The sequence below is a fragment of the Streptomyces sp. NBC_01241 genome (assembly GCF_041435435.1).
Classification (GTDB): Bacteria; Actinomycetota; Actinomycetes; order Streptomycetales; family Streptomycetaceae; genus Streptomyces.
Genome location: NZ_CP108494.1, coordinates 5029861 through 5055251, shown reverse-complemented (window position 1 = coordinate 5055251; position 25391 = coordinate 5029861). Strand labels below are relative to the sequence as shown.

Sequence of the window (25391 nt, the reverse complement as noted above, 5' to 3'; positions counted from 1 at the left end):
AGCCGCCTCGGCCTACGGGTGGGGTTATCCCTACTTCACCCCACCCACGGGCCCCATGGCGTCCGCAGAGCCCGCCCGGCAGGCTGGGGCGCATGACCATGAGCCCCCTGGTGCCCGGCAACGACCGTCCACCGCCCGCCCGCTTCGCCCTCGACCGGTGGACGTGGAAGGAGATCGGCTACCTCCTGGCCAACCTCCCCATGGCCCTGGCCGGGTTTGTTTACACGGTGTTCATGATCGGCGTCGGCGTGGGGCTCGCGGTCACGGTGATCGGTCTGCCCCTGCTCGCCGCCGGACTGCACGGGGCGCGGCTGATCGGCAGGGCCGAGCGGGGCCGGGCGCGGGCGATGCTCGGGCTGCGGATCGACGAGCCCAGTCCGATGGTGCTGTCCCGCCAGGCACAGGGCTTCTTCCCCTGGCTGTGGTCGAGCCTCACGGACCCGGTGGGCTGGCGGGCGGTGCTGTACTCCTTCATCCGGCTGCCCTGGGGCGTGCTCACCTTCACCGTGACGTTCGTGAGCCTCTTCGTGCTGTGGCCGGTGCTCCCCTTTGTCGCGCGGCTCCTCACCCATGCCGACCGGGGGATGGCGCGCGGGCTGCTCTCCCCCTCCGACGAGCTGGAGCGCAGGATCGCCGAGCTGGAGTCGGACCGCGGGGTGGTCGTCGACACGGCTGCCGCCGACCTGCGCCGCATCGAGCGCGACCTGCACGACGGCGCACAGGCCCGGCTCGTCGCCCTCGCCATGGGCCTGGGCCTGGCGAAGGAGAAGCTGACCGACGACCCCGAGGCCGCGGCCCGCATGGTCGACGAGGCCCACGGCGAGGTCAAGGTCGCCCTCCAGGAACTCCGCGACCTCGCCCGCGGCATCCACCCCGCGGTCCTCACCGACCGCGGACTCGACGCCGCACTCTCCGCCATCGCCTCCCGCTGCACCGTCCCCGTGACGGTGGGGGTGGACCTGGCGTCCCGGCCCGCCCAGGCCATCGAGGGGATCGCGTACTTCACGGTCTCGGAGCTGTTGCAGAACGTGAGCAAGCACAGCGGGGCACGTTCGGCGACCGTGGAGGTGTGGCGGTCGGCGGACCGGATGCTGATCCAGGTCACCGACGATGGGCGCGGCGGGGCCCGGATGGACGGCGGTACGGGCATGGCCGGGCTGGCCGAACGGCTGGGCGCCGTCGACGGGCTGTTCGTCCTCGACTCGCCGGTCGGCGGCCCCACGACGGTCACCGCGGAACTGCCCTGGCGGGACCGGGACAAGGGCCGGGACCAGGGCAGGGATCCGGACAAGGGCCGGGACAAGGACCGCGTTAGATAGGGCCGGGACAGTAAGGACCAGGTCAGCAAGACCAGGAAACCAAGCGCTCCCGGGTCCCTCGCGGGGTGGGGAAAACCCCCGGTCGAAGAGGGATACCGCCCTCATGGTGCGCGGGCCCACGGCCCGGCACCTTTGATGTACCAGCGGAGAATCCGGCTCCCCGAGACGAAACGGACAGCACCCATGGCCACGGCATACAGACCGGACACTCGGGAGGACCACCAGCGGTCCGGAGCCGGCTTCGGGGATCATCCCCCGGTGAAGCACTTCTTCCCGGCCGCGCTCCGCGCGCCCTTCGAGGGCAGGATCTGGCGCGAGCTCGGCTATCTGCTGCTGAGCCTGCCGATCAGCGTGGTCCTCTTCAGCCTCTCGATCGCCCTTACGTCCCTGGGCATCGGCATGCTGGTCACCTTCCTCGGGGTTCCGATCCTGGCCGGCGCGCTGGCCATGTGCCGCGGTTTCGGCGCGATGGAGCGGGCCCGGGCGCGCGGGCTGCTGAAACTGGACGTGGCGGACCCGGCGCCGGTGCGCGGCAGGACCGGCGGCCTGATGTCCTGGGTGGGCGCGGTCCTGAAGAGCGGGGTGTCCTGGCGGCATCTGCTCTACGCGCTGCTGCACTTCCCGTGGGCGATCTTCGCCTTCATCGTTTCGCTGACGCTCTGGTCGTACGGGTGGGCCGCCCTCACCTACCCCCTGTGGCACTGGATCTTCCCGACGTACGTGGGGGTCACCGGCCTTCAGCTGTACGGCGACGGCACCCATGACGTCTACCTCGACTCCCCCTTCGACCTGGCTGCGACCAGCGTGTGCGGCCTGGTCGTCGTCCTCGTCACTCCGTGGATCATCCGTGGTCTGGCGACCGTGGACCGGGTGATGGTGTCCGAGCTGCTCGGGCCGTCCCGGCTGGCGACGCGCGTCTCGGAGCTGGAGTCGGACCGCGGGGTGGTCGTCGACACGGCCGCCGCCGACCTGCGCCGCATCGAGCGCGACCTGCACGACGGCGCACAGGCCCGGCTCGTCGCCCTCGCCATGGATCTGGGCCTGGCGAAGGAGAAGCTGACCGACGACCCCGAGGCCGCGGCCCGCATGGTCGACGAGGCCCACGGCGAGGTCAAGGTCGCCCTCCAGGAACTCCGCGACCTCGCCCGCGGCATCCACCCCGCCGTCCTCACCGACCGCGGACTCGACGCCGCACTCTCCGCCATCGCCTCCCGCTGCACCGTCCCCGTGACGGTCGAGGTGGACCTGGCGTCCCGGCCCGCCCAGGCCATCGAGGGGATCGCGTACTTCACGGTCTCCGAGCTGCTGCAGAACGTGAGCAAGCACGCACACGCGACCCGGGCGTCGGTCGATGTGTGGCGCACAGCGAACCGGCTGATGCTCCAGGTCACCGACAACGGCCGCGGCGGCGCCGAGGGGTCGTCGGGCAGCGGGCTGGCCGGGCTGACCGAGCGGCTGGACGCGGTGGACGGCGTCCTCGTCGTGGATTCCCCGCAGGGCGGTCCGACGCGGATCACGGCCGAGCTGCCGTGGCGCGGCTGAGCGCGTCCGTCCGGTGCCGTGACCGGAATCCCCAGGTCCACGGCCCCTTCAGGTCCCCTCGTCCCCGGCCGCGGTGCTGGCTCGAAATCGAGCCGGTACGGCGGCCGGGGACACAGCGCTGCCGATACTGGGATGCTGGAGGCCGTACGGGCGGGACCAGCGAACAGCGGGGATAAGGGCGTCATGGTGGAGCACAGGGTGCGGGTAGTCATCGCCGAGGATTCGGTACTGCTTCGGGAGGGGCTCACCCGGCTGCTGACCGATCTCGGGCATGACGTGGTCGCCGGGGTCGGGGACGCCGAGGCGCTGATCAAGACGGTGCACGAGCTCGCGGATCAGGACGCGCTGCCCGATGTGGTGGTCGCCGACGTGCGGATGCCGCCCACCCACACCGACGAGGGCGTGCGGGCGGCGGTCCGCCTGCGCAAGGACTACCCGGGAATCGGGGTCCTGGTTCTTTCGCAGTACGTCGAGGAGCAGTACGCCACCGAGCTGCTGGCCGGATCCAGCCGGGGCGTGGGGTATCTGCTGAAGGACCGGGTCGCCGAGGTCCGGGAATTCGTGGACGCCGTGGTCCGGGTGGCGCAGGGCGGCACGGCGCTGGATCCGGAAGTGGTGGCCCAGCTGCTGGGCCGGAGCCGTAAGCAGGACGTCCTGGCCGGGCTGACGCCGCGCGAGCGCGAGGTGCTCGGCCTGATGGCGGAGGGCCGGACGAATTCCGCGGTGGCCAAGCAGCTGGTGGTGAGCGACGGCGCCGTGGAGAAGCACGTCAGCAACATCTTCCTGAAGCTGGGCCTGTCCCCCAGTGACGGGGATCACCGCCGGGTCCTGGCAGTGCTGACCTACCTGAACTCCTAATTAGCTGACACCCTGTCAGATACCTGGCGGGAGCCGGTTCGGGCCGGTGTGCGTCGCGGACTCCGGTCGGCCGCCGAGGCGGCCGACCGGAGTCCTAGAACCAAAGAATGAGTGCACAGCGTCTTCATCGAACGGCTGGGGGGCTTGCCAAACATGACAAACCGGTATCAAATCGCGTCTCAAAACGACGTCCACCATATGATCGGTCCAGGGAAGGCGACCCTTACCGACGTAGGGTGGGCCTTGGGACCGCCGGCGGGCCGGCCGGTCCCGAGCAGCCGCCCCGAGGGAGGTCCAGTTCAGTGACCAGCCAGGTCAGTAGCCCAGCCGAACAGGCCGATGAGGCCAGCGAGGCGCTCGTCGGGGGACAGCGTGCCCCCCGTTCCCATCATGCGGGCGCCGGCGAGAAGGAGATCCGCCGTCTGGACCGGGTGATCATCCGTTTCGCGGGTGACTCCGGTGACGGTATGCAGCTCACAGGTGACCGGTTCACTTCGGAGACCGCGTCGTTCGGGAACGATCTCTCCACGCTGCCGAACTTCCCGGCCGAGATCCGCGCCCCCGCAGGCACCCTGCCGGGGGTTTCGTCGTTCCAGCTGCATTTCGCCGATCACGACATCCTGACCCCGGGTGACGCGCCGAATGTTCTGGTCGCGATGAACCCGGCCGCCTTGAAGGCGAACATCGGCGATGTGCCGCGCGGCGGTGAAATCATCGTGAACACCGATGAGTTCACCAAGCGCCCGATGGCGAAGGTCGGCTATGCGACCAGTCCGCTGGAGGACGGGTCGCTGGAGGCCTACAGCGTTCATCCGGTGCCGCTGACGACGCTGACGATCGAGGCACTGAAGGAGTTCGGGCTCTCGCGCAAGGAGGCCGAGCGTTCGAAGAACATGTTCGCGCTGGGGCTCCTGTCCTGGATGTATCACCGGCCGACGGAGGGGACCGAGGCGTTCCTGCGGGCGAAGTTCGCGAAGAAGCCGCAGATCGCGGAGGCGAACGTGGCCGCGTTCAGGGCGGGGTGGAATTTCGGGGAGACGACGGAGGACTTCGCCGTCAGCTACGAGGTGGCACCCGCCTCGCAGGCCTTCCCCGCGGGCACGTACCGCAACATCTCGGGGAATCTGGCCCTGTCCTACGGGCTGATCGCCGCATCCCGGCAGGCGGACCTGCCGCTCTACCTGGGGTCGTATCCGATCACCCCGGCTTCGGACATTCTGCATGAGCTGAGCCGGCACAAGAACTTCGGTGTGCGTACGTTCCAGGCCGAGGACGAGATCGCGGGGATCGGGGCGGCGCTGGGGGCCGCGTTCGGCGGGTCGCTCGCGGTGACGACGACGTCCGGGCCCGGGGTGGCGCTGAAGTCGGAGACGATCGGGCTGGCGGTCTCCCTCGAACTGCCGCTGATCGTCATCGACATCCAGCGTGGCGGCCCGTCCACGGGCCTGCCGACCAAGACCGAGCAGGCCGACCTCCTCCAGGCGATGTACGGGCGCAACGGTGAGGCGCCGGTCCCGATCGTGGCGCCCAGGACCCCGGCGGACTGCTTCGACGCCGCACTCGACGCCGCCCGGATCGCCCTCACGTACCGCACCCCGGTCTTCCTCCTCTCCGACGGGTATCTCGCGAACGGGTCCGAGCCCTGGAAGATCCCCGACGTCGATGACCTCCCGGATCTGCGGGTCCGGTTCGCGACCGGTCCGAACCATGAACTGGCCGACGGCACCGAGGTGTTCTGGCCCTACAAGCGCGACCCGCAGACCCTCGCCCGGCCGTGGGCCGTGCCCGGCACCCCGGGTCTCGAACACCGTATCGGCGGGATCGAGAAGCAGGACGGCAGCGGCAACATCTCCTACGACCCCGCCAACCACGACTTCATGGTCCGCACCCGCCAGGCCAAGACCGACGGCATCGAGGTCCCCGACATCCAGGTCGACGACCCCGACCAGGCGAGCACCCTGGTCCTGGGCTGGGGCTCCACCTACGGCCCCATCACCGCCGCCGTCCGCCGCCTCCGCGCTGCCGGGCACCCCATCGCGCAGGCCCACCTGCGCCACCTCAACCCCTTCCCCGCCAACCTCGGCGAGGTACTGAAGCACTACGACAAGGTGATCGTGCCCGAGATGAACCTCGGCCAGCTCGCCACCCTCATCCGGGCCAAATACCTCGTCGACGCACACAGCTACAACCAGGTCAACGGTATGCCGTTCAAGGCCGAACAGCTCGCGGCGGCACTGAAGGAGGCCATCGATGCCTGACGCCAACCCCCTTCTCACCCTGGTGCCCAAGGCCGAAGCCGAACAGTCCATGAAGGACTTCAAGTCCGACCAGGAAGTGCGCTGGTGCCCCGGCTGCGGCGACTACGCCGTCCTCGCCGCCGTCCAGGGCTTCATGCCCGAACTCGGCCTGGCCAAAGAGAACATCGTCTTCGTCTCCGGCATCGGCTGCTCCTCCCGCTTCCCGTACTACATGAACACCTACGGGATGCACTCCATCCACGGCCGCGCCCCCGCGATCGCCACCGGACTCGCCAGCTCCCGCCGCGACCTGTCCGTCTGGGTCGTCACCGGCGACGGCGACGCCCTGTCCATCGGCGGCAACCATCTCATCCACGCCCTGCGCCGCAATGTGAACCTCAAGATCCTCCTCTTCAACAACCGGATCTACGGGCTCACCAAGGGCCAGTACTCCCCCACTTCCGAAATCGGCAAGATCACCAAATCGACGCCGATGGGCTCCCTCGACGCCCCGTTCAACCCGGTCTCCCTGGCCCTCGGCGCCGAGGCGTCGTTCGTCGCCCGCACCATCGACTCCGACCGCAAACACCTCACCAGTGTCCTGCGCGCCGCGGCCGACCACCCCGGCACGGCGCTGGTGGAGATCTACCAGAACTGCAACATCTTCAACGACGGCGCCTTCGACGCCCTCAAGGACAAGGACCAGGCACAGAACGCCGTCATCCGCCTGGAGCACGGACAGCCGATCCTCTTCGGCACGGACGACTCCAAGGGCGTCGTGCGCGACCCGGGCACCGGCGATCTGTCGGTCGTCACCGTCACCGACGACAACAAGTCCCAGATCCTCGTCCACGATGCCCACGCCGCCAGCCCCACCACGGCCTTCGCCCTGTCCCGCCTCGCCGACCCCGACACCCTCCACCAGACCCCCATCGGAGTCCTGCGCAGCGTCGACCGGCCCGTCTACGACACACAGATGGCCGAACAGCTCGACACCGCCGTCGAACAGAACGGCAAGGGCGACCTGGCCGCGCTCCTCGCGGGCAACGACAACTGGACCGTCGTCGGCTGACGGTTCCCGCCCTCGCCACCCGCTGTCGCCGGACGGGCTGAATTTCGGCCCGCCCGGCGATTGCGTCCAGGGGTGCGCCCGGCCACCGCGCACCATGTGGCCATGACCCTGGACCGCCCCGCCTACCGCATCAAGCGGCGTCTGCTCGGCAGAGCTCTCACCACCGAGCGCATCAGCGAGGAGAAGCTGAACAACCGGACGGCGCTCGGGGTGCTCGCCTCCGACTGCGTCAGTTCGACCGCGTACGGCTCCGAGGAGATGCTCCGGGTCCTGGTGCCCGTCGTCGGTGTCGCCGCCTTCACGCTGCTCATGCCCGTAACCGGCGCGATCCTGCTGGTGCTGCTGCTCCTGACGCTCTGCTACAGCGACGTCGTGATGATCTACACCCGGGCCGGCGGTTCGTACGTCGTCGCCCGGGAGAACTTCGGGCCCAACATCGCGCAGATCGCCGCCGTGGCACTGCTCGTCGACTACATCGTCACCGTGGCCGTGCAGGTCTCGGCCGGTACCAACGCCCTGATCTCGCTCGCCCATCTGGTCGGCGGCAACTTCACCGGCCTGGACCATCTCCAGCTCCCGGTCTCCGTCGCCGTCATCGTGCTGCTCGCGTACGGGAACCTGCGCGGGGTCCGCGAGGCGGGCCGAGCCTTCGCGCTGCCCGCCTACCTCTTCATGGCCGCCATCGGCCTCGTTCTCCTCGTCGCCGCGCTGCGCGGGATCTTCGGCGAGCTGCCGCACGCCGATCTGCACGCCGCCGGAGTCGTGCCGCTCGGCACCCCGGGCAACGGCTGGCTCTACGGCGCCTCCCTCTTCATCGTGCTGCGCTCGTTCGCCAACGGCGGCTCGTCCCTCACCGGGCTCGAAGCGATCTCCAACGGCATCTCCACGTTCCGTGAACCCCAGGGCCGCAACGCCCGCCGCACCCTCATCACCATGAGCGCGGTGCTCGGCACCCTCGTGCTGGGCGTGTCCACGCTGGCGCACTTCACCCACGCGGTGCCGTACAAGGACGGCACCCCGACCGTGATCGCGCAGGAGGCCCACCTCGCGTTCGGCAGCGGGCCGGCCGGTACGGCCGGGCTCGTCTTCGTGCAGCTGGCGACCGCGCTGATCCTCTACACCGGCGCCAACACCCCGTTCACCGGCTTTCCGTACCTCGCCAGTTTCGTCGCCGAGGACCGGTTCCTGCCGCGCGTGCTGACCCGGCGCGGGCACCGGCTGGCGTTCTCCAACGGCATCATCTCGCTGACCACCGTCTCGCTGGCGCTGCTCCTGGCCACCGGCGCCAGCGTGGACAGGCTGGTGGCGCTGTACGCGATCGGCGTGTTCACCGCGTTCACCATGGCCGGGGCCGGTCTCACCGCGTACCACCTGCGACGCCGGGAGCCGCACCGCCGGCTGAAGATCGCGGTCAATGGGCTCACCGCGTTCATCTCGGCCGCCGTCGTGCTGATCTTCGCGGTCACCAAGTTCACCGAGGGCGCCTGGCTGGTCGTGGTGGTCTTCCCGCTCGGGGTCTGGGCACTGACGCGGATCAACCGCGAGTACCGGCACGAGGCGGCCGCGCTGCAGAGCATTACGGCTCCGGGCGCCGACCGTGCCCGGACCCGCCGCCATCTGGTCTTCGTGCTCGTCGAGTCGCTCGACCTGGCAACGCTGAAGGCCCTGCGATACGCCCATGAGCTGCGTCCGGACGAGATCCGGGCGGTGCACTTCGCGATCGACGAGGCGTACGGCAGACGGCTGGCCGCCCGATGGGAGTCGACGGCCGCCACGACCGTGTCCCTGGAGCTGGTGGCGTGCCCGGACCGGCGGCTGCGCAATGCGATGCGGCAACTGGCGGTCCGCACCACGGAGGACGGGAACACCTGGCTGACGGTGCTGGTCCCCCGGCGCACGTACCGCAACGTGCTCGGGAAGCTGCTGCACCGGGGCACGGGTGAGCAGATGGCGAAGACGCTGGCGCCACTGCCGCACGTGGCGGTGACGATCCTGCCGTTCGACGTCTCGCGGGCGCTGCGGACGCTGGAGGAGGGGCGGGCGCCTCAGCCGGACTGACCGCTGTCTTCCCGCTGCTTCCGGGTGGCCCTACGCGTCGTGCGCCTTCCGCGCGTCGTACGTCTGGCGCGCCGCGTGCACGGCGTCCAGACGGCGCTCCGTCCAGCGGGCCAGCGCCCACACCTGCTCGGCGGCCTCCCGGCCCAGCCCGGTGAGCGAGTAGTCGACCCGGGGCGGGATCACCGGCTTCGCGTCCCGGTGCACGAAACCGTCCCGTTCCAGGGTCTGGAGGGTCTGGGCCAGCATCTTCTCGCTGACCCCGCCGACCTCCCGGCGCAGTTCGCTGAAGCGGTACGAGCGCTCCAGCAGCGCGGCGAGGACCAGGACGCCCCAGCGGCTGGTGACGTGTTCGAGCACCAGCCGGGAGGGGCACATCTGCCGGTTCACGTCGGGCTTCCGGCTCGGGCTCGGGCTCGGGCTCGGGCTCAGGCCCGGGTCACTCACGCTCATGCCAGTACCTTACTTCAAAGTGGGTACTTTCGTTTGGTTAGCGCACCCCGTACGGTGAGTTCAAGAGCCCGAACGAGGACCAGCGCCACCGAAAGAGGAGAAACCCATGAGCATCGTCGTCACCGGAGCCACCGGAGAGCTCGGCCGTCTCGTCATCGACCAGTTGCTCGCCACCGTGCCCGCGACCGAGATCGCCGCCGTCGTCCGCGACGATGCGAAGGCCGCCCCGCTGGCCGCCCGCGGCGTCGAGCTCCGCGTCGCGGACTACGACCGCCCGGAGTCCCTCAAGGACGTCTTCCGGGCCGGTGACCGCGTCCTGCTCATCTCCGGCAGCGAGGTCGGCAGGCGCGTCCCGCAGCACACCGCCGTCATCGACGCGGCCAAGGCGGCGGGCGTCGCGCAGTTCGCGTACACGGGCGTGCTGGGCGGTCCCGACGCGGACTTCACGCTCGCCGACGAGCACAAGGTCACCGAGCAGCTGATCCTCGACGCCGGACTGCCGCACACCTTCCTGCGCAATGGCTGGTACACCGAGAACTACACCGCCAACCTCGCCCCCGTCCTGGAACACGGCGCCGTCGTCGCCAACGCGGGCGACGGACGGGTCGCCTCCGCCACCCGTGCCGATTACGCCGCCGCGGCGGCCGCCGTACTGACCGGCGAGGGCCACCTCGGCGCGGTCTACGAGCTGAGCGGCGATGCCGCCTGGTCGTTCGCCGAGTACGCGGCCGAGGTCGCCCGGGCCACCGGCAAGGAGATCGTCCACCAGAACGTCCCGGCCGCCGTCCACCAGGAGATCCTGGTCGGCGCCGGCGTGCCCGAGGGTTTCGCGGCGATCCTCGTCGATGTGGACGCCGCGATCGAGCGCGGGCTGCTCGCCGGCACGAGCGGTGACCTGGCCCGGCTGATCAGCCGGCCGACGACGCCGCTCGCCGAGACGGTGGCCGCGGCTGTGGCCGAGGCGGCGGCCACGGCGTAACTCCGCCGCTCCCTCCTCCAGCACCCCAGGGGCCTCATGTCATGACCGTATGTCGATACGGCTATGACATGAGGTCCTTCCGGCGCTACCGTCGTGCAGTCGACGGATCGGTCGACGCGGAGCAGCTGACACAGACATGGGGGGCGGGTCCGTGAAGGGGACGACCGACCAACGGGCCGGACTGCTGTCCGGTATCGGCGCATACGGCCTGTGGGGCATCGTTCCCCTGTTCTGGCCGCTGTTGAAGCCCGCCGGCGCGATCGAGATCCTCGCCCACCGCATGGTCTGGTCGCTCGGGGTCGTCGGCATCGCACTGCTGGTGCTGCGCCGCTGGTCCTGGATCGGCGAGCTGATACGGCAGCCGAGGAAGCTCGGCCTGATATCGGTCGCGGCAGCCGTGATCACGGTCAACTGGGGTCTGTACATCTGGTCCGTGAACAACGGGCACGTCGTCGAGGCCTCGCTCGGCTACTTCATCAATCCGCTGGTCACCATAGCCATGGGCGTCCTGTTCCTCGGCGAACGGCTGCGTCCCGTGCAGTGGGTGGCAGTCGGCACCAGTGTCGCGGCGGTGCTCGTGCTGGCCATCGGTTACGGGCGGCCTCCGTGGATCTCGTTGTCGCTGGCGTTCTCCTTCGCGACGTACGGCCTGGTGAAGAAGAAGGTCAACATGGGTGGCCTGGAGTCGCTCACCGCCGAGACCGGCGTGCTGTTCGTGCCGGCGCTCGGCTATCTGCTGTGGCTGGGCGCGCGGGGCGACTCGACGTTCGCCTCCGAGGGCCTCGGTCACACGGCGCTGCTGGCCGCGGCGGGCGTCGTCACGGCCATACCGCTCATCCTGTTCGGGGCGGCGGCGATCCGCGTACCGCTCTCCACGCTGGGCCTGCTCCAGTATCTGGCACCGGTCTTCCAGTTCATCCTCGGCATCCTGTACTTCCACGAGGAGATGCCGCCGGAGCGGTGGGCCGGGTTCGCCCTGGTGTGGCTGGCGCTCATCCTGCTGACCTGGGACGCGTTCCGGACGTCACGGCGGACGAGGGCGCAGGCACAGGCCGTTGCGGCGCAGCTGGCGGGACAGCAGACACCTCCGGCCGGGGATTCCGCCTCACCCCCGTCGACGGCGACCCCGACCCGGTGACCCAACTTCCACCTTAGTTACCGGGTTGCCTTTTTAACCCAGTTACGTTTTCCTGGGCTTCCACGGACCTACGACCGGGGAGCCCCGCATGCCCATGCCCACCGCCCAGGTACTGATCGTCGGCTCGGGCCCCACCGGCCTGACCCTGGCCTGCGATCTGGCCCGGCGCTCCGTCGCCGTACGGATCATCGACAAGTCCCCCGATTTTCCGCGCAGCTCGCGGGCCAAGGGCCCCAACCCCCGGTCCCTGGAGGTCCTGGAGGACCTGGGAATCGTGGACAGGGTGCTGGCGGCAGGCTCGACGCCGCCGCCGATGCGGAAGTACCGCAACGGGCTGCCGATCACCGACACCGACCCGTTCGAGGCGTCGCGCCCGACGCCGGACACCCCGTACGACCGGCCGTGGATGATCGCCCAGTGGCGGCTGGAGGAGATCCTGCGGGACCGCCTGGCGGAGTACGGCGTACACGTGGAACTCGACGCGGAAGCAACCGGGTTGGCGGCAGGACCCGACTCGGTGACCGTCACGCTCGCCGACGGCCGGAACCTCGCGGCGCGGTACGTGGTGGGGTGCGACGGCGGTCACAGCTCGGTACGCAAGCTGCTCGGCATCCCGTTCGAGGGGAAGACGACCGAGGAGCAGATGATGGTCTGCGGCGACGTGGAGGCGGACGGCCTCGACCGCAACTACTGGCACCAGTGGTTCGACGAGGACGGTGCCGTGCTGCTGTGCCCGATCCCGGGTACACCGTCGGGCTGGTGGTTCCAGGCCGGGCCGGAGCGGGACCGGGCGGGTGCCCCCGTACCGCCCTCGCTGGAGAGCTTCCGCCGGCTCTTCGCCCGGCACACCGGACTGCCGGGCACCCATCTGACGCGGGCCGACCTGCTGTCCACGTACCGGGTCAACGAGCGCATGGCCGACCGCTACCGGGTGGGCCGCGTCCTGCTGGCCGGGGACGCCGCGCATGTGCACTCCATCGCGGGCGGGCTGGGCATGAACACCGGGATCCAGGACGCGTTCAACCTGGGCTGGAAGCTCGCCCGGGTCGTCACCGGACAGTCGGATCCGGGCCTGCTGGACACGTACGAGGAGGAGCGGCTGCCGGTGGCCTCCTGGACGCTGGACATCACCTCCGAGCGGCTGCGGGCCACTCTCGAAGCGATCAAGCAGCCGGGCGGCGGCCTGGACGCGGCGGGCACCGCCGAGACCACGGGCCTGACGCGCGGCTACCACTGGAGTTCGCTCTCTCCCGCGGGCTCCACCCCCCGTCTGCGAGCGGGCGACCGCGCCCCGGACGCCCCGTGCCGCGACGCCGCAACAGGCGCACCGACCCGCCTCTTCGAAGCGTTCGCCGGACCGCACTTCACCCTGCTGGGCTTCGGCCCGGGCACGGCGGACACGCTACGGGCCACGGAAGCGGCGTACGGCGACGCGGTGCGGGCGTACGGGGTGGACGCGGGCGGCCCCGCCGATCTGGCCGACGAGGCGGGCCACGCCCGTACGGCGTACGGCATCGAGCCCGGCGCCGACACCCTCGTCCTGGTCCGCCCGGACAACCACGTGGCACTGATCTCACCGGCGGCGGACAGCCAGGCTGTTGGCACCTACATGGACCGCCTGAGCGATACGGCATTCAGGCGGCTCTGAGCGCGTCGCGCCGGGCAATCCCGCAACTGTCGCGCACTCATATTTTCCTGACATGCTATGAACCGATTCACGCGCGCGTGCGGGAACTCCCGCATGCTCCTGCGCACCGCCACCGCCGCCCTGTCCACGCTGTCCTTCCTGGCCTTCGGCGCCTCGCCCACGGACCACGCGGACACCGGCGCGGACCGGACCCACCCGTCCGGCCCCACCTCCCTGCGCCCCGTCCACGTCGTCGAGGCGTACCCGCAGCAGCGCTTCCCCGGCCCGTGGTCCACGGCCTCCTGACCGAGCCGGAGTTCCCGGCGTGATTGCCTGGGGCGAGCGATCCGATGGGTCGCTCGCCCTCTCCCCGCCTACCTCTCCCCCTTTGCCGCGCACTCCACCCAGAGCAGCTTCCCGCCCTGCCCCGGCAGCCCGCCACGCATGGGGTACGCGCCCCAGCTCTCCGCGTAGAGGGTCACGAGGTACAGCCCCCGCCCCCGCTCGGCCAGCTCCGCCGGGGCCTCGGCGCTCCATTGGAACGGGGCGGGGATGTGCGGATTGGTGTCCCAGACACTCAGCCTGACCCGGCTGCGCCCGGCATCGCGCAGCCGCAGGGAGTACGCCCCCGAGGAGTGCAGGTAGGCGTTGGTGACCAGCTCACTCGCCAACAGCTCGGCGATCTCGGTGAGTTCGCGCATCCCGTGCACGCGCAGGATGGTGCGAAGGGTGGCACGGGCCACACCGGGGGCGCGGGGATCCTGCGGAAGTTGGAGGGTGTACGTCCAGGGCGGCGATACCGTGGTACTGACCATGGAAGTCTCCGTTCACGGAGGGAAGTTGGAAGGTGCGTATCGGGTTGCCCAGTGACGAGGCCGCTCCGTCGAGCGGGGTACTTCCGGGCGGGTGGCCTGAGACGGAGACTAGGCTCTCCCGGCAAAGATATTTTGCGAAACTTCGAGAAAATCCATCTTGATTCCCTCGTGCGAGTGACGCCCCAAACATTCGACAGCCAGGAGGAGTTCCATGGCAGCGAGGCCAGCAGCCACGGCCCGCCGCACCCGTCTTGCAGGTGAGCTCCGCAAGCTCAGGGAGCGCGCGGGGATGACTGCCACCGAGGCTGCGAAGCAGCTGGGAACCAGTTCAGGACAGCTCAGTAACGTGGAGAGCGCTCGATTCGGCGTAAGCGCTGAGCGCGTGCGGGCAATGGCTCGCACCTATGCCTGCACCGACCATGCGTACGTGGAAGCGCTGGCCGCCATGGCAGGCGACAGATCGACCGGCTGGTGGGAGCAGTACCGGAGCATTCTGCCGAGGGGGCTACTGAACCTGGCCGAGTTCGAGCACCATGCAACCGCGTTGCGCACCGCGTACACCTGCCATATTCCTGGACTGCTTCAGACCGCAGATCATGCGCGCGAGGTATTCGGCCAGGTGGTGCCCGAGCTCTCACCGCCGGAGATCGAGCACCGCGTCTCCCACCGCATCAAGCGGCAGGACATCATCTACCGGACGTCGCCCACCCCGTACTCAACCGTCGTGCACGAGGCCGCCCTCCGGATGAAGTTCGGAGGTTCCAGCACGGCGCGAAAGCAGCTGGAACACATCCTCACGATGGGCGAACACCCGCATATCACCGTAACCGTGATTCCGTTCGACGCCGGGGCCTACCCGGGCTCTGGGCAGTCGGTCGCGTACGGGGTCGGTCCTGTGCCGCAGCTCGACACAGTGCACCTCGACCAGTCCCACGGATCCGTACTGCTTGATGTCGAAGCCCAGTTGCTGAAGTACCGGACACTTCTCGACCGAATGGACGCGGTCGCACTCACCCCCAGGAAGTCTCGGGACTTCATCCGTCGTATCGCACATGATCTGTGAAAGGACGTCACCGTGCCTACATCCATCTGGCAGAAGTCGTCGTACTGCGGGGAGGGAGACGCCTGCATATACATATGCGCCTTTCCCAGCGGCACCATTGGCCTGACCGAGTCCGGCGACCCGAGCGGCGCAACGCTCCGTACCGCCCCCGCCACCCTGGCCGCCCTCCTCCATACCCTGAAGAAGGACACTCTCCATGGCTGACATCCCCACCGACCTCACCTGGGTCCGCGCCGCCCCCGAGGGTGAGGAGGGCCCCGGCCCCTGGATCGAGATCGCCTTCGGACCGGACGAACTCGTCTACCTCCGCGAGACCGGCGACCCCACCAACATCGTCACCACCACCCGCACCAAATGGGACGCTTTCACGCTGGGCGTCCAGGCCGGCGAGTTCGACCACTTCATCGAGAGCGCCGAGGGCACTCCACCCGCTCAGCACTGATCACCGTCACACCGGCCCGCAGACCCAACCCCGCGCAAAAACGTGACACCCCACGGGTCGACTGTCACGTTCGCGCAGGGGCACCTCCTGCGCCCGTGACCTCTCTCAGCGAAGGTTGAGTGGCCGCAGAGGCCGGGGCGTCTGGGGAGACGGTGGGGGACCCGTTACACGCGTACGGCGATCAAGCGCTCAGCGCCTTCGACTTGGACTTCTTGGACGGCAGACAACACCGCCGCACCGCTTTGGGTGCCGGATGGAACGTCCGCTTCGAGGATGTGCCACCGGTACGCGGGTTCCGCTGGAACAAGGGCGGCCGCAGTTTCCCCGGTTGGTACTACGCGGTGACCACCCGCGATCACATGGGCTACGAGTCGTGGCTGGAACGGGACCGGCTGATCCTTTTGGACTTCGACCCGGACGTGGTGGGGATCGCCTCCCAGCCGTTCTGGTTGCACTGGCGCGACGGCGGCGCGAAGCGACGGCACGCGCCTGACTACTTCGTACGGCTGGCCGACGGTCGCGCCCGGATGGTGCTCAGATTCCTGCCGCCAACAGGCAGACCGCCGGCGCCGACGCGAAAAGGCTGAGAACCGGACCTGTGGTGTCTGCGACTCTCCGCTCGGACCTGGCCGACGCCGCTGGTGCTCGGACCGCTGCTGCCACACTGCCTACCGCCGTCGGCGATTCGGCACCCCCAGGCAGCAGCCCACAACATGCGCCGAATGCGCCGGCCCCCTCGAACCGGGTCGCGACAATCGCATACGCCTGACGTGCTCAGCCACCTGTCGCAAGAGGCGCTCCTATCGGCGCTTGAAAAACCGGACCAGCTGCGCCGGGCCACGATAGTTGGCACTAATCGGGCTGTGTGACCTGAGGCTCCCAACAGCCTGGCCACGCTAGTTGGCACCGTCTGGCCAAGATTCTTGACATCTGTAATGAATTGCCACGTTTATTGGCACCGGCGCCATGGTTCAGCGCGGCAGCGAGGCCGACGCGCATGGGGTTGCAACGGCGACAGTCTCGTCGCTTGGTTCCTTGCCACTTTCACGTGACCTTCGGCGATTTCTACAGACCATCCAGTCGCCTGGTCACTGTGTCGAGTGTCGGCCAAGGAGGACCCTCGCGCAGCAAGCGCAGGAATTCCTCTCCGAATCGCCTCCCATTCGGAAACTGGTCGCCAAGCTCCCAACGCCACGCGGCGACCATCGCGATAACGAGCTGCCGACACTCGTCCAGCAGCCCTTGGTCAACGCTTGGGTAGTGCTCGCAGACCGCCTCGGGAACATGGGCGAGATCGAACTCGACGGGTCCACGGCAGCACGTCTCAAGGTCGATGAACAACAAGCCGTTCTTCGTGCTGAGCACATTGCCTGGATGCGGCTCGCCGTGGAGCAGCTGCTCCACGGCGCCGCGGTCGTCGATCGCTCGTCGCAGGCTTGCTAGCCTGCCGCTGAGGAACACGCGGTCCGCGTCGGTGAGCTCCGGCGAGCGATCCGGGTCGGCGACAACTTCTTCCGCCTCCGTGATCCGGTCCGTGAACCTCGGGCTCGGCACATCGACCTTGCGCATGTCGGCGTGCAGCTGCTCCAGCGCCTTGGCGTAGTCGACTGGTGAGGTGTGAGGTGTCACGGGCTCGTAGTAGGTCCACAGCGTCACTGCGAAGCCATCGCGCGTGTACACACGCGGGTCCGCCCGAGGCTCCAAGGGACACACCGGGCATCCGACCTCGGTGAGCCGCTGAGCGAGATCGACTTCGAACTGTGCAACCTCTTGTCCCACAGGGGCGACCCGGGCAAAGACGTCGCATGGCGTCAGCCGCAGTGCCAGCTTGTTCGAGTTGTGGAGAACGATTGCCTCGTTGGCTGGCAGGTCGAGCGATGCGGCGACCGAAGTCGCAGCCGCGATCGCACGCGTGACGTCGGTCATATCCACCCTCGAATCTTGGCATAGATGAGCGAGGGCGATGCCAACCAGCGTGGCCAGGTGCCAACTTTCAGCGGAGATCGATCACTCAACCTTCGCTGAGAATCGCTCAACCTTCACTGCAACAGGTCAGCCCGACAGAGTGGCCGCAGGACTCGACACCCTCGTCCTGGCCCGCCGGACAACTACGCGGGTCCGGCCGCATCGGCCTCGGACAGCCCGGCTTTCGGAGACTTCCTGGACGGTACGGCAGCCAGGCGGCGTTGCCGACGCCACCCATTCTCGACCCGGTCGAACTCACCCGGCGTCAGACCTGCGGCCCCGGGTCGGTGGACAGACGGGCATGAAGCTCGACGTCGTAACGAACACCGTCGTACACGAGCTTCTGCCGCTGAAGTCCTTCCACCGCAAACCCTGCCGCCTGAGCGACTCGGCACGAGGCCGGGTTGTTCGCGCGGTGTCCCAGCTCCAGCCGGAACAAGCCAAGCCCCTGGAAAGCCCAGGAGGCCAAAGCGCGGCATCCGCTCGACGCCACTCCTCGACCACGGGCCGAAGCCGTCGTCCAGTACGAGACCCAGCCCGTGTCATGTCGACGGCTGAGCGATCCCACCTGAACGTTGCCCAGCACGACGCCGTCGGTGCCGACTACGGCAAACGCAAAGGCCGAGCCTGCCGACCACGACTCTTCTCGCTCCGACAGCCAACGCGACGCAGCCGCCACCGAGTTGATGGGCTCAACCACCTGACGCCGCATGGCAGGTTCCACGAACGCAGCGAGCACAGCTTCCACGTCACACCCACACCAGGGGCGCAACAGCAGCCCCGAAGGGGTCTTGATCCGATCGCGCACGCCGTGAGTCTGCCAGGACTGCCACCCCACAGTCAGTCGATTGCGGGACCAGAGGTGGATGCCCACCTCCGCTGTGGCAGGGCTGAGTTACTCCTGTCGCTGCACTTCCAAGCCCGTGACAGCGTCCAGGTACACAACCGCACCCGAGGGTTCGGTTTCACCGTCACGAATAAGGTTCACGACCCAGACCGGTACCCACGTACCGGAGACTTCCTGCACGATGACGAATGCGTCGTCGCTCGCCCTGACACCGGAGAGCTCTTCAGCTCGCCGCTTGGCTGCGGACTTGTCGAGCTTCGGCTCGGACAGATGAGGATCGGGGACCGGGCGCGTGTTGGCCGCCATGACACGACCGGCCGACGAAACGGTGCGAGGGTTGAGCGCCGGGGTTCATGGCGGGCCGCGCAGCAGATGCGTCCCACGGCCGACAATCCCGCCCCCGCGCGAAAACGTGACACATCACGGGTCGACCGTCACGTTCGTACACAGTGGGGGTGCCTCCGAGACCCGGCCGAACGACCACAGGACCTCATCAGGGCCTCAAGACCTCAAGACCGCAGAGGGTTTCGGTCAGCCGAGGAATCGGTCGCGGCGTGCCGGGCCCGATGGGCCCGCACCTTGTGGAGGTTTCCGCAGTGCTCCATCGCGCACCAACGGCGCCTGCCCGGCCGCGAGGTGTCGACGAAGAGCAACTTGTATTTGTCGGAGCCGCATTCGCGGATGCGGTCGGCGTACGGGCCGGTGAACAGCTCCACCGCGTCGCGGGCGACGGTCGACAGAAGGGCGTTGCCTGTGGCGTCCGGGGCCCATGCGAGGCGGCCGGAGTCGACGTCGACACGAGGGACGAGCGGGGGCTCGGCCGCCGTGGCGTTCACCGTGGCGAGGTCGGCAGCGGCGAGGGGGCGGTCGTGCGCGCGGGCGGCGGTCAGGTTCCAGAGGGCGGCGCGCAACTGGTGCGCCCGGCGCAGCTCCTCCGCACTCACCGAAACGGACAGGCCGTCCGCCAGCCGGCTCCCGCCTGCCCATCGCACCAGGTCGGCGGGGGTTCACAACCGCTGGGCCAGCACCTTGTTTTAGCGGACATGGGCACGATTGAGTGAACGGTGTTCCGGTCTGTGGGTGTGCCTGGCGGGGTGTGCGTAGTGTGTGTGACGCGATCTGGGACGCCGGGTGTGGCGTCAGCAGTCGGGACCCCCGTATCACCGGTGTGATGGTTCGAGGCTTCCCCGTCACCTCTGGCCACACCCACATGGCCAGGTCGTAGGGATTCCGCCCGCCCGGGACGGACCGCATACGGGATATGCGTCGCCGACCAGGATGCGAAAGCGGAGGACCAGTGCGCCCAACACCGTTCGGGGCGTACCGGTGAGACAGGGCTCACTCCTGCTCACTGCCCAGAAACGGTGTGCAGCACCTCGTACGCCGCATACCGCGCATACCCGCCGGTGGGCAGCAACTCCAGGCATAGAGAACCGGGATCGAAGCGGTAGAGGCTGCCCCGCCGACTGGCCCGAGCCCGGAGATCAGCACGCCGGCGCGGCGGGCTCAGGACGCAGGGGCGAGGGCGCACGGATGACGGATGACGGTCCGGGCCGGAGCCCTGCCGCACCCTGCGGTGCGATCGGCAGGGCTTCCGCCCCGGAGCCGGGCCGCGCGGTTCAGTCCGCCACGACGTCCTGCGGATACCAGCGCAGCTCCACGGTGTTGCCGTCCGGGTCCCGGACGTACACCGACTGCGCCTCGCCCCGGGCACCGGAGCGGCCGACCGGGCCTTCCAGCACGGTGAAGGTGCCCGAGTCGATGACCTGTTGCCAGTCCAGCGGTTCGACGACCAGGCAGATGTGGTCGACGTTCGATGCGGAACGCGGCCGGTCCAGCAGATCGATGATCACGCTCGGGCTGACTCGCACCGACGGAAACGGGAACTCACCGGCCCGCCACTCGCCCACCTTGATCGGCTCCAGGCCGAGTGGGCCGCAGTAGAACTCCAGTGCGCGCTCGACATCCTGCACATTGAGCACCAGGTGATCGAAGTCCTTGACTCTTACTCGCACGACACGACCTTTCAGCCATTCACATTCGGTTCGGTTCGGTTCGGAACGGTTCAAGGAACCGCAGGAGCCGGAGGAGCCGGAGGCCAGGGGACCTCGGCCAGCAGGGGCAGGATCTGCTCCTCCTCGTCATCCAGATGCGCGTTCAGCTCCATGGACATCCTGTCCAGCTCCGCGCGGAACCGCTCGGGATCCGCGATGCCGATGTCCGCCAGCAGCGCCACCAACGCGCCCTGGATACGCGCGACCGTGCGGTGTTCGTCGGCGAGCCGGGCGAAGGTGTCGGTCAAGTGCGGGTGATAACGGGCGATTCCGGGGAACAGGTGCGCGTCCTCACTGGTGTGGTGGAATTCCAGTGCGTTGCAGAACGCCAGGCAGCGCTGCCTGATCTGGAGTCCCAGACCCGGGGCCGGTGGTTCACCATGGCCCCGGTGGGCCGCCCGTGCGGCGAAGTGGGCGTCGGCCTCCGTCTTCACCTGGCGCAACTGGCCCCGCAGCCAGGTGTGGACCTCCATGAGCTTGTCGGCAAGGCTGTTGACCTCGCCGGGAGCCTCCCAGCCGTCGGGCTCGGCGCGCTCCAGGACCACGACCGGCAGGGGCCGGGCGGTCCGGGCCTGGTAATCGCCGTAACCGGGCGCCGCCTTCACGGCGTGTGCGAACAATTCCTCGCGCCGCGCCCCTTCGGCGGGGACCGCGAGGGCCTGGAACGTACGAGTGCCGAGCTCCACCCGTACCACGGGGTGGGCGAGCAGGTTGTGGTACCAGTCGGGATCGGTCGGGGCCCCGAGGTTGGAGCCGACGATCAGGAGCGAGTCGCCGTGGCGGACGTAACCGAGAGGGGTGGTGGTCTGCTTTCCCGACCTCGCGCCGGTGGTCGTCAGGAGGAGGAGGTCGCCGCCCTCGAAGGGGCCGCCGACCTTTCCTCCGTCGGCGCGGAACTCCTCGATGACGGATTGGTTGAAAGACGTGGGCATACGGGTCTGTGTCTCCGTAGGTCGCAGGCGCGGCCGTAGCCGCGTCGAGCTGAGGCAATGAGTGATCGCGGCGCGCGTCCGGGCGGCGGTTTCGCACAGCGAGGTGCGAACGGCACGCAGGACGATGCGCGACACAGGAAGGCGTGAAAGGCGGACGAGGGCGCGCGGCTGCCGCGCTGTCGCTACGTCAGGTGCAGGGTGCGGAGCAGAAACTCATCACGGACCCCTTGAATGCGGGGTGTTCGCCCGAGCACCGGCCGGCCCACTGCTCTTTGGCCGGCGTCACGCGACACCGATTTCATTACACGCAGCCGACCGTCGTCTGTCAACGCGGACGTGTGCGCGCCCGGGCCGATCGTAGGCTTGGCCCATGCCCATTCCACCCGCATATGCCCTCGTCGCCACGGACCTGGACGGCACCCTGTTGCGCCGTGACGACAGCGTGAGTCCCCGTACTCGTGCCGCGCTCGCCCTGGCCGCCCGGGCCGGGGCGAGGCATCTCGTGGTCACCGGGCGGCCGGTGCCCGGCATACGGGGGCTGCTCGACGAGTTGGGCTACCGGGGGCCGGTGGTCTGCGGGCAGGGGACTCAGCTGTACGACGCCGGGTCCGGGCGGATGGTACGCACGGTCACCCTGGACCGGGAGGCGGCCGACACCGCGCTCGGCAAGATCGAGGCTCAGGTGGGGCCGGTCCACGCGGCCGTGGACCAGGACGGGGCCGACGGCCGGACACTGATCGAGCCGGGATATCTGATGCCCCACCCCACGCTCCCCGCCCAACGGACCCGCCACCGCCACGAGTTGTGGTCCGCGCCCGTCATCAAGGTGCTCATCCGGCACCCGGAGCTCACCGACGACGCGCTGGCCGAGGCCGCCCGTACGGCGGTCGGCGACCTCGCCTCCGTCACGCTCTCCGGCCCCGGGACCGTCGAACTGCAGCCGTACGGCGTCGACAAGGGAAGCGGGCTCGCGCTGGCCGCCGAATTCCTGGGCGTGGCCGCGGACACCACGATCCCCTTCGGGGACATGCCCAACGACCTTCCGATGTTCCGCACGGCCGGGTACGGCGTCGCGATGGCCAACGGTCATCCGGACCTGCGGGCCGCGGCGGACGAGGTGACGTCGTCGAACGAGGAGGACGGGGTCGCGGAGGTGCTGGAGCGGGTGTTCGGCTGAGTGCGCGTGACCGTACCGATCACGGTGATCGGTACGGCGGACGGTTCTCAGCCGTTCCCGCCCTCCGGCGTGCCCGGCTCCGGCGCCCCCAGCGCCCGCAGCACGTGCGCGACCAGGGCCGCGACCGTCTCCTCGTCGTGCACCGGCTTGCGCACTACATGGCGGTAGTACACCGGGCCGTACAGCATCTCCACGGCCAGTGGAAGGTCGGCATCCGATGGGATCCGGCCCTGTTCCTGGGCGCGGCGCAGGCGGGCGACGGCCTCCTCGAAGCGGGGATCGACCAGCTTCGTTCTGACCGCTTCCGCGAGTGCGTCGTCGTGGTGGACCTCGGAGAGGATCCCGGCGTACGCGGGGCCGAAGGGCGGCGTGGAGAGCAGCTTCACCGCGCCCATCACATTGGCCCGCAGGTCGGCGGCGACGTCACCGGTGTCGACGAACGGCGCCGTGCCGACCAGCGCGTCGGTGAACGCCTCCAGCATCACCGCACCCTTTGACGGCCACCAGCGGTAGATCGTCTTCTTGCTGACACCCGCTCTGGCCGCGATGGCCTCGACCGCGACCCGGCCGTACCCCTTCTCCGTGCACAGGTCGAGGGCGGCTTCCAGGATCGCCCGTCGTGATCTCTCGCTGCGGCGCAGCGAACTCGGCGATGTGATCATTCGGTGAGCATAGGTGCGTTTGTGCCAATCCTTGTTGACAGTCCGTCGCCAGAAGTCGAACAATACTGAGGCGGAAACGGAACGTGCCGTGTCGCATCGTTCCTGCTGTTCGCACCGTTCGTGCCGTTCGTGCCGCGACGAGCCGATCGGGGGACGGCTCGCCCGGCCGACGGCACGAGGGCGGTGCACCGTGCGTCAGGCGGTGATGTCCTTCGCCGTGAAACGGGCCCACGCCGCCGAGCCGAACACCGCCGCGTACAAACCCTGAAGCCCCAGGTTCTTGACCACGTCGTCCCCGTACACGGGGTCGCGCAGCAGGTCCGCGTACGACATCCAGTAGTGCGGGAAGAGATACGGGTGGATGCCGCTCAACTGCGGGATGGTGTCCACGATCTGCACGGTGATCAGCAGTCCGACGGTGGCGGCCATGGCCGCGATCCCGCTGCTGGTGAGGGTCGAGACGAACAGGCCGACCGCCGCGAACCCGATCAGCGACGCGGCGACCACCACCGCGATCAGCCCGGCCCGCAGCAGCCCCTCGCCGAAGCCGATCCGGGTGCCCGAGATGGTGGTGACCTCACCGACGGGGAACAGCAGCGCGCCGACGGCCAGCGCCGAGGCCGCCACGACCAGGGTCGCGACCAGGCAGAACGTGAGCACGGAGGCGTACTTCGTCAGCAGCAGCCGGGTCCGGCCCGCCGGGGCGACCAGCAGATAGCGCAGGGTGCCGGCGTTGGCCTCGCCCGCGACGGAGTCGCCCGCCACGACCCCGACGGCCAGCGGGAGGAAGACCGGGAGCGTCACGGCGAGGGCCGCGAAGACCAGGAAGAGACCGTTGTTGGTGACCTGGGAGAGGAACGCGGGGCCGCCCCCGCCACCGGCCGGCCCGGGCGAGGAGCCCTGGTTCGTCTCGATCCGCACCGCGATCCCGATCAGTACGGGAACGGCGGCCAGCACCCCGAGCAGCGCGAGCGTGCGCCAGCGGCGAAGGGTGGTGGTCAGTTCGGAGCGGAGGATTCCGAACGTCCACAGCGGACTGCGCGTCCTGCCCGGATGAGCTGCTGCGCCCGACCCGGCTGCGCCACCCGAACCAGCTGCCCCACCCGAACCAGCCGCCCCACCCGAACCAGCCGCCCCACCCGAACCAGCTGCCCCGCCCGACCCGGCGCGTGCGGCTTCAGCCTGCGACATCGAAACCCTCTCCCGTGAGTGCGACAAAGGCGTCCTCCAAAGAGGCCCGTTCGACGCCGAAGAACCGCAGGCGCACGCCCGCGTGCACCAGCGCCGCGCTGAGGTCCGCGAGTTCGACGTCGCCCGCCGGGGCCTCGGCGCTCACCCGGTCGCCGTCGACCGTGACGCCGGTGACACCCCGTTCCTTGAGGACGCGGGCGGCGTCACCCGGATCGGGGGTGGTGACGGCCAGCCGGCCGCGGGCGCCCGCCGCCAGATCCGCCACCGGCCCCTGGGTGATCAGCCGCCCCCTGGCCATCACCGCGGCATGGGTGCAGACCTGCTCGATCTCGTCGAGGAGGTGGGAGGAGAGGAAGACCGTGGTGCCCTCCGCCGCCAGCTCCCGGACCAGCGTGCGGATCTCGCGCATGCCCTGCGGGTCCAGGCCGTTGGTCGGCTCGTCGAGGACGAGCAGGCGGCGCGGCTGGAGCAGGGCGGCGGCGAGACCGAGGCGCTGCTTCATGCCGAGCGAGTACGCCTTGGCTTTCTTGCCGGCCGCCGCGGCCAGTCCGACCCGGTCCAGGGCCTGTCCGACGCGGGCCCGGCGGGTGCGCGGATCGGCGGTCGGGTCGGCGCAGTCGTAGCGCAGCAGATTGTCCCGGCCGCTCAGGAAGCCGTACAGCGCGGGCCCCTCGATCAGCGCCCCGACCTGCGGGAGCACAGAGCGGGCCGCGCCCGGCATGGGGTGGCCGAGGACCCGCGCGGTGCCGGACGTCGGATCGATCAGGCCCATCAGCATCCGGATCGTCGTGGTCTTCCCGGAGCCGTTGGGGCCGAGGAATCCGAAGACGCTGCCCGCGGGCACGCCGAGATCGAGACCGTCGACGGCGAGCTGGCCGCCGCGGTACCGCTTGGTGAGGCCCCGTGTCTCGATCACGGTCGCCGTCCCCGGCTCGATCACGGTCCCGGGCTCTGTCATACGTA

At 69.3% G+C, this 25391-nt stretch carries 25 protein-coding genes and 2 pseudogenes; 15 read left to right on the top strand and 12 right to left on the bottom strand.

The features are described 5' to 3' along the window. Positions 1-92: 92 nt before the first annotated feature. The 6 genes from OG306_RS22635 (at position 93) to OG306_RS22610 (ending at position 9086) form a co-directional block, all read left to right on the top strand. Positions 93-1319 carry a sensor histidine kinase gene (locus tag OG306_RS22635; RefSeq protein WP_371665584.1) on the top strand — a complete coding sequence of 409 codons (1227 nt, stop codon included), beginning with the start codon at positions 93-95 and terminating at the stop codon, positions 1317-1319. Between the two features lie 183 nt (positions 1320-1502). Further along, positions 1503-2861, top strand: coding sequence for a sensor histidine kinase (locus OG306_RS22630; RefSeq protein WP_266905745.1), 1359 nt, complete (start codon positions 1503-1505; stop codon positions 2859-2861). Between the two features lie 183 nt (positions 2862-3044). Continuing rightward, entirely contained in the window at positions 3045-3719 is a 675-nt protein-coding gene (locus OG306_RS22625) for a response regulator transcription factor (RefSeq protein WP_323183911.1), read from the top strand. Between the two features lie 302 nt (positions 3720-4021). Continuing rightward, entirely contained in the window at positions 4022-5977 is a 1956-nt protein-coding gene (locus tag OG306_RS22620) for a 2-oxoacid:acceptor oxidoreductase subunit alpha (protein WP_266905747.1), read from the top strand. Then, positions 5970-7028, top strand: coding sequence for a 2-oxoacid:ferredoxin oxidoreductase subunit beta (locus OG306_RS22615; RefSeq protein WP_266747916.1), 1059 nt, complete (start codon positions 5970-5972; stop codon positions 7026-7028). The genes OG306_RS22620 and OG306_RS22615 overlap by 8 nt, the downstream gene beginning before the upstream one ends. Before the next feature lie 102 nt (positions 7029-7130). After that, positions 7131-9086: an APC family permease gene (locus tag OG306_RS22610; protein ID WP_266747915.1), complete on the top strand. Its 1956-nt coding sequence runs from the start codon at positions 7131-7133 to the stop codon at positions 9084-9086. 30 nt (positions 9087-9116) lie between these two features. On the opposite strand, the gene OG306_RS22605 is transcribed toward OG306_RS22610, so the two are convergent. Further along, a complete protein-coding gene (locus OG306_RS22605) occupies positions 9117-9536 on the bottom strand; it encodes a winged helix-turn-helix transcriptional regulator (protein ID WP_371665583.1) in 420 nt (139 codons plus the stop codon). Positions 9537-9642: 106 nt separating this feature from the next. Between OG306_RS22605 and OG306_RS22600 the strand changes: the two genes are divergently transcribed. From OG306_RS22600 to OG306_RS22585, 4 genes are all read left to right on the top strand, one after another. Next, the gene (locus OG306_RS22600; protein ID WP_266905749.1) at positions 9643-10515 is read left to right on the top strand and encodes an SDR family oxidoreductase; all 873 of its coding nucleotides are present in this window, start codon (positions 9643-9645) and stop codon (positions 10513-10515) included. A 151-nt stretch (positions 10516-10666) separates the two neighbouring features. Beyond that, on the top strand, positions 10667-11653 hold the full coding sequence (rarD, locus tag OG306_RS22595) for an EamA family transporter RarD (protein WP_266747912.1): 987 nt from the start codon (positions 10667-10669) through the stop codon (positions 11651-11653). A gap of 94 nt (positions 11654-11747) precedes the next feature. Continuing rightward, a complete protein-coding gene (locus tag OG306_RS22590) occupies positions 11748-13301 on the top strand; it encodes an FAD-dependent monooxygenase (protein ID WP_371666267.1) in 1554 nt (517 codons plus the stop codon). A gap of 93 nt (positions 13302-13394) precedes the next feature. Beyond that, the gene (locus OG306_RS22585; RefSeq protein WP_266747910.1) at positions 13395-13586 is read left to right on the top strand and encodes a hypothetical protein; all 192 of its coding nucleotides are present in this window, start codon (positions 13395-13397) and stop codon (positions 13584-13586) included. A 68-nt stretch (positions 13587-13654) separates the two neighbouring features. Here OG306_RS22585 and OG306_RS22580 read toward each other — a convergent pair whose 3' ends face one another. After that, complete coding sequence (locus OG306_RS22580; RefSeq protein WP_266747909.1) at positions 13655-14095, bottom strand: ATP-binding protein; 441 nt, start codon at positions 14093-14095, stop codon at positions 13655-13657. A gap of 211 nt (positions 14096-14306) precedes the next feature. Between OG306_RS22580 and OG306_RS22575 the strand changes: the two genes are divergently transcribed. The 4 genes from OG306_RS22575 (at position 14307) to OG306_RS22560 (ending at position 16187) form a co-directional block, all read left to right on the top strand. After that, positions 14307-15158, top strand: coding sequence for a helix-turn-helix domain-containing protein (locus tag OG306_RS22575; RefSeq protein ID WP_266747908.1), 852 nt, complete (start codon positions 14307-14309; stop codon positions 15156-15158). A gap of 12 nt (positions 15159-15170) precedes the next feature. Next, positions 15171-15362 carry a DUF397 domain-containing protein gene (locus OG306_RS22570; RefSeq protein WP_266747907.1) on the top strand — a complete coding sequence of 64 codons (192 nt, stop codon included), beginning with the start codon at positions 15171-15173 and terminating at the stop codon, positions 15360-15362. Continuing rightward, positions 15355-15600: a DUF397 domain-containing protein gene (locus tag OG306_RS22565; protein ID WP_266747906.1), complete on the top strand. Its 246-nt coding sequence runs from the start codon at positions 15355-15357 to the stop codon at positions 15598-15600. Before OG306_RS22570 ends, OG306_RS22565 begins: the two co-directional genes overlap by 8 nt. A 152-nt stretch (positions 15601-15752) precedes the next feature. After that, positions 15753-16187 (top strand): TnsA-like heteromeric transposase endonuclease subunit, encoded by a 435-nt coding sequence (locus tag OG306_RS22560; protein ID WP_323183909.1) that lies wholly within the window; start codon positions 15753-15755, stop codon positions 16185-16187. Between the two features lie 478 nt (positions 16188-16665). On the opposite strand, the gene OG306_RS22555 is transcribed toward OG306_RS22560, so the two are convergent. The 7 genes and pseudogenes from OG306_RS22555 to OG306_RS22530 all read right to left on the bottom strand — a co-directional run bounded on the left by OG306_RS22555 (position 16666) and on the right by OG306_RS22530 (position 21398). Continuing rightward, positions 16666-17526, bottom strand: coding sequence for a phosphotransferase (locus OG306_RS22555; protein WP_266905751.1), 861 nt, complete (start codon positions 17524-17526; stop codon positions 16666-16668). 304 nt (positions 17527-17830) lie between these two features. Further along, positions 17831-18373: a GNAT family N-acetyltransferase gene (locus OG306_RS22550; RefSeq protein ID WP_266747905.1), complete on the bottom strand. Its 543-nt coding sequence runs from the start codon at positions 18371-18373 to the stop codon at positions 17831-17833. 87 nt (positions 18374-18460) lie between these two features. Continuing rightward, on the bottom strand, positions 18461-18718 hold the full coding sequence (locus tag OG306_RS22545) for a hypothetical protein (protein WP_266905755.1): 258 nt from the start codon (positions 18716-18718) through the stop codon (positions 18461-18463). A gap of 203 nt (positions 18719-18921) precedes the next feature. Continuing rightward, positions 18922-19416, bottom strand: a pseudogene (locus tag OG306_RS22540) (CGNR zinc finger domain-containing protein); the annotation flags it as partial. A gap of 362 nt (positions 19417-19778) precedes the next feature. Beyond that, positions 19779-19922, bottom strand: a pseudogene (locus tag OG306_RS40940) (zf-CGNR multi-domain protein); the annotation flags it as partial. Between the two features lie 109 nt (positions 19923-20031). After that, positions 20032-20427 carry a VOC family protein gene (locus OG306_RS22535; protein WP_327349462.1) on the bottom strand — a complete coding sequence of 132 codons (396 nt, stop codon included), beginning with the start codon at positions 20425-20427 and terminating at the stop codon, positions 20032-20034. A gap of 50 nt (positions 20428-20477) precedes the next feature. Then, the gene (locus tag OG306_RS22530; protein ID WP_327349463.1) at positions 20478-21398 is read right to left on the bottom strand and encodes a nitroreductase/quinone reductase family protein; all 921 of its coding nucleotides are present in this window, start codon (positions 21396-21398) and stop codon (positions 20478-20480) included. A gap of 370 nt (positions 21399-21768) precedes the next feature. On the opposite strand from OG306_RS22530, the gene OG306_RS22525 reads away from it, so the two are divergent. Then, entirely contained in the window at positions 21769-22575 is an 807-nt protein-coding gene (locus OG306_RS22525; RefSeq protein WP_266905759.1) for an HAD family hydrolase, read from the top strand. A 47-nt stretch (positions 22576-22622) separates the two neighbouring features. Here the strand turns inward: OG306_RS22525 and OG306_RS22520 are convergent, their stop codons facing one another. The 3 genes from OG306_RS22520 to OG306_RS22510 all read right to left on the bottom strand — a co-directional run bounded on the left by OG306_RS22520 (position 22623) and on the right by OG306_RS22510 (position 25386). Then, positions 22623-23237: a TetR/AcrR family transcriptional regulator gene (locus tag OG306_RS22520; RefSeq protein ID WP_266747900.1), complete on the bottom strand. Its 615-nt coding sequence runs from the start codon at positions 23235-23237 to the stop codon at positions 22623-22625. 195 nt (positions 23238-23432) lie between these two features. Beyond that, a complete protein-coding gene (locus OG306_RS22515; RefSeq protein ID WP_266905761.1) occupies positions 23433-24428 on the bottom strand; it encodes an ABC transporter permease in 996 nt (331 codons plus the stop codon). Next, a complete protein-coding gene (locus OG306_RS22510) occupies positions 24415-25386 on the bottom strand; it encodes an ABC transporter ATP-binding protein (RefSeq protein ID WP_266905763.1) in 972 nt (323 codons plus the stop codon). Before OG306_RS22510 ends, OG306_RS22515 begins: the two co-directional genes overlap by 14 nt. Positions 25387-25391 lie beyond the last annotated feature (5 nt).

Bases quoted from the DNA above. Each gene is read 5' to 3' on its own strand.
- OG306_RS22635 (WP_371665584.1), top strand. From the start codon at position 93: ATGACCATGAGCCCCCTGGTGCCCGGCAACGACCGTCCACCGCCCGCC.
- OG306_RS22630 (WP_266905745.1), top strand. From the start codon at position 1,503: ATGGCCACGGCATACAGACCGGACACTCGGGAGGACCACCAGCGGTCC.
- OG306_RS22625 (WP_323183911.1), top strand. From the start codon at position 3,045: ATGGTGGAGCACAGGGTGCGGGTAGTCATCGCCGAGGATTCGGTACTG.
- OG306_RS22615 (WP_266747916.1), top strand. From the start codon at position 5,970: ATGCCTGACGCCAACCCCCTTCTCACCCTGGTGCCCAAGGCCGAAGCC.
- OG306_RS22610 (WP_266747915.1), top strand. From the start codon at position 7,131: ATGACCCTGGACCGCCCCGCCTACCGCATCAAGCGGCGTCTGCTCGGC.
- OG306_RS22605 (WP_371665583.1), bottom strand. From the start codon at position 9,536: ATGAGCGTGAGTGACCCGGGCCTGAGCCCGAGCCCGAGCCCGAGCCCG.
- OG306_RS22600 (WP_266905749.1), top strand. From the start codon at position 9,643: ATGAGCATCGTCGTCACCGGAGCCACCGGAGAGCTCGGCCGTCTCGTC.
- OG306_RS22590 (WP_371666267.1), top strand. From the start codon at position 11,748: ATGCCCACCGCCCAGGTACTGATCGTCGGCTCGGGCCCCACCGGCCTG.
- OG306_RS22585 (WP_266747910.1), top strand. From the start codon at position 13,395: ATGCTCCTGCGCACCGCCACCGCCGCCCTGTCCACGCTGTCCTTCCTG.
- OG306_RS22580 (WP_266747909.1), bottom strand. From the start codon at position 14,095: ATGGTCAGTACCACGGTATCGCCGCCCTGGACGTACACCCTCCAACTT.
- OG306_RS22575 (WP_266747908.1), top strand. From the start codon at position 14,307: ATGGCAGCGAGGCCAGCAGCCACGGCCCGCCGCACCCGTCTTGCAGGT.
- OG306_RS22565 (WP_266747906.1), top strand. From the start codon at position 15,355: ATGGCTGACATCCCCACCGACCTCACCTGGGTCCGCGCCGCCCCCGAG.
- OG306_RS22555 (WP_266905751.1), bottom strand. From the start codon at position 17,526: ATGACCGACGTCACGCGTGCGATCGCGGCTGCGACTTCGGTCGCCGCA.
- OG306_RS22545 (WP_266905755.1), bottom strand. From the start codon at position 18,718: ATGGCGGCCAACACGCGCCCGGTCCCCGATCCTCATCTGTCCGAGCCG.
- OG306_RS22530 (WP_327349463.1), bottom strand. From the start codon at position 21,398: ATGCCCACGTCTTTCAACCAATCCGTCATCGAGGAGTTCCGCGCCGAC.
- OG306_RS22525 (WP_266905759.1), top strand. From the start codon at position 21,769: ATGCCCATTCCACCCGCATATGCCCTCGTCGCCACGGACCTGGACGGC.
- OG306_RS22520 (WP_266747900.1), bottom strand. From the start codon at position 23,237: ATGATCACATCGCCGAGTTCGCTGCGCCGCAGCGAGAGATCACGACGG.
- OG306_RS22515 (WP_266905761.1), bottom strand. From the start codon at position 24,428: ATGTCGCAGGCTGAAGCCGCACGCGCCGGGTCGGGCGGGGCAGCTGGT.
- OG306_RS22510 (WP_266905763.1), bottom strand. From the start codon at position 25,386: ATGACAGAGCCCGGGACCGTGATCGAGCCGGGGACGGCGACCGTGATC.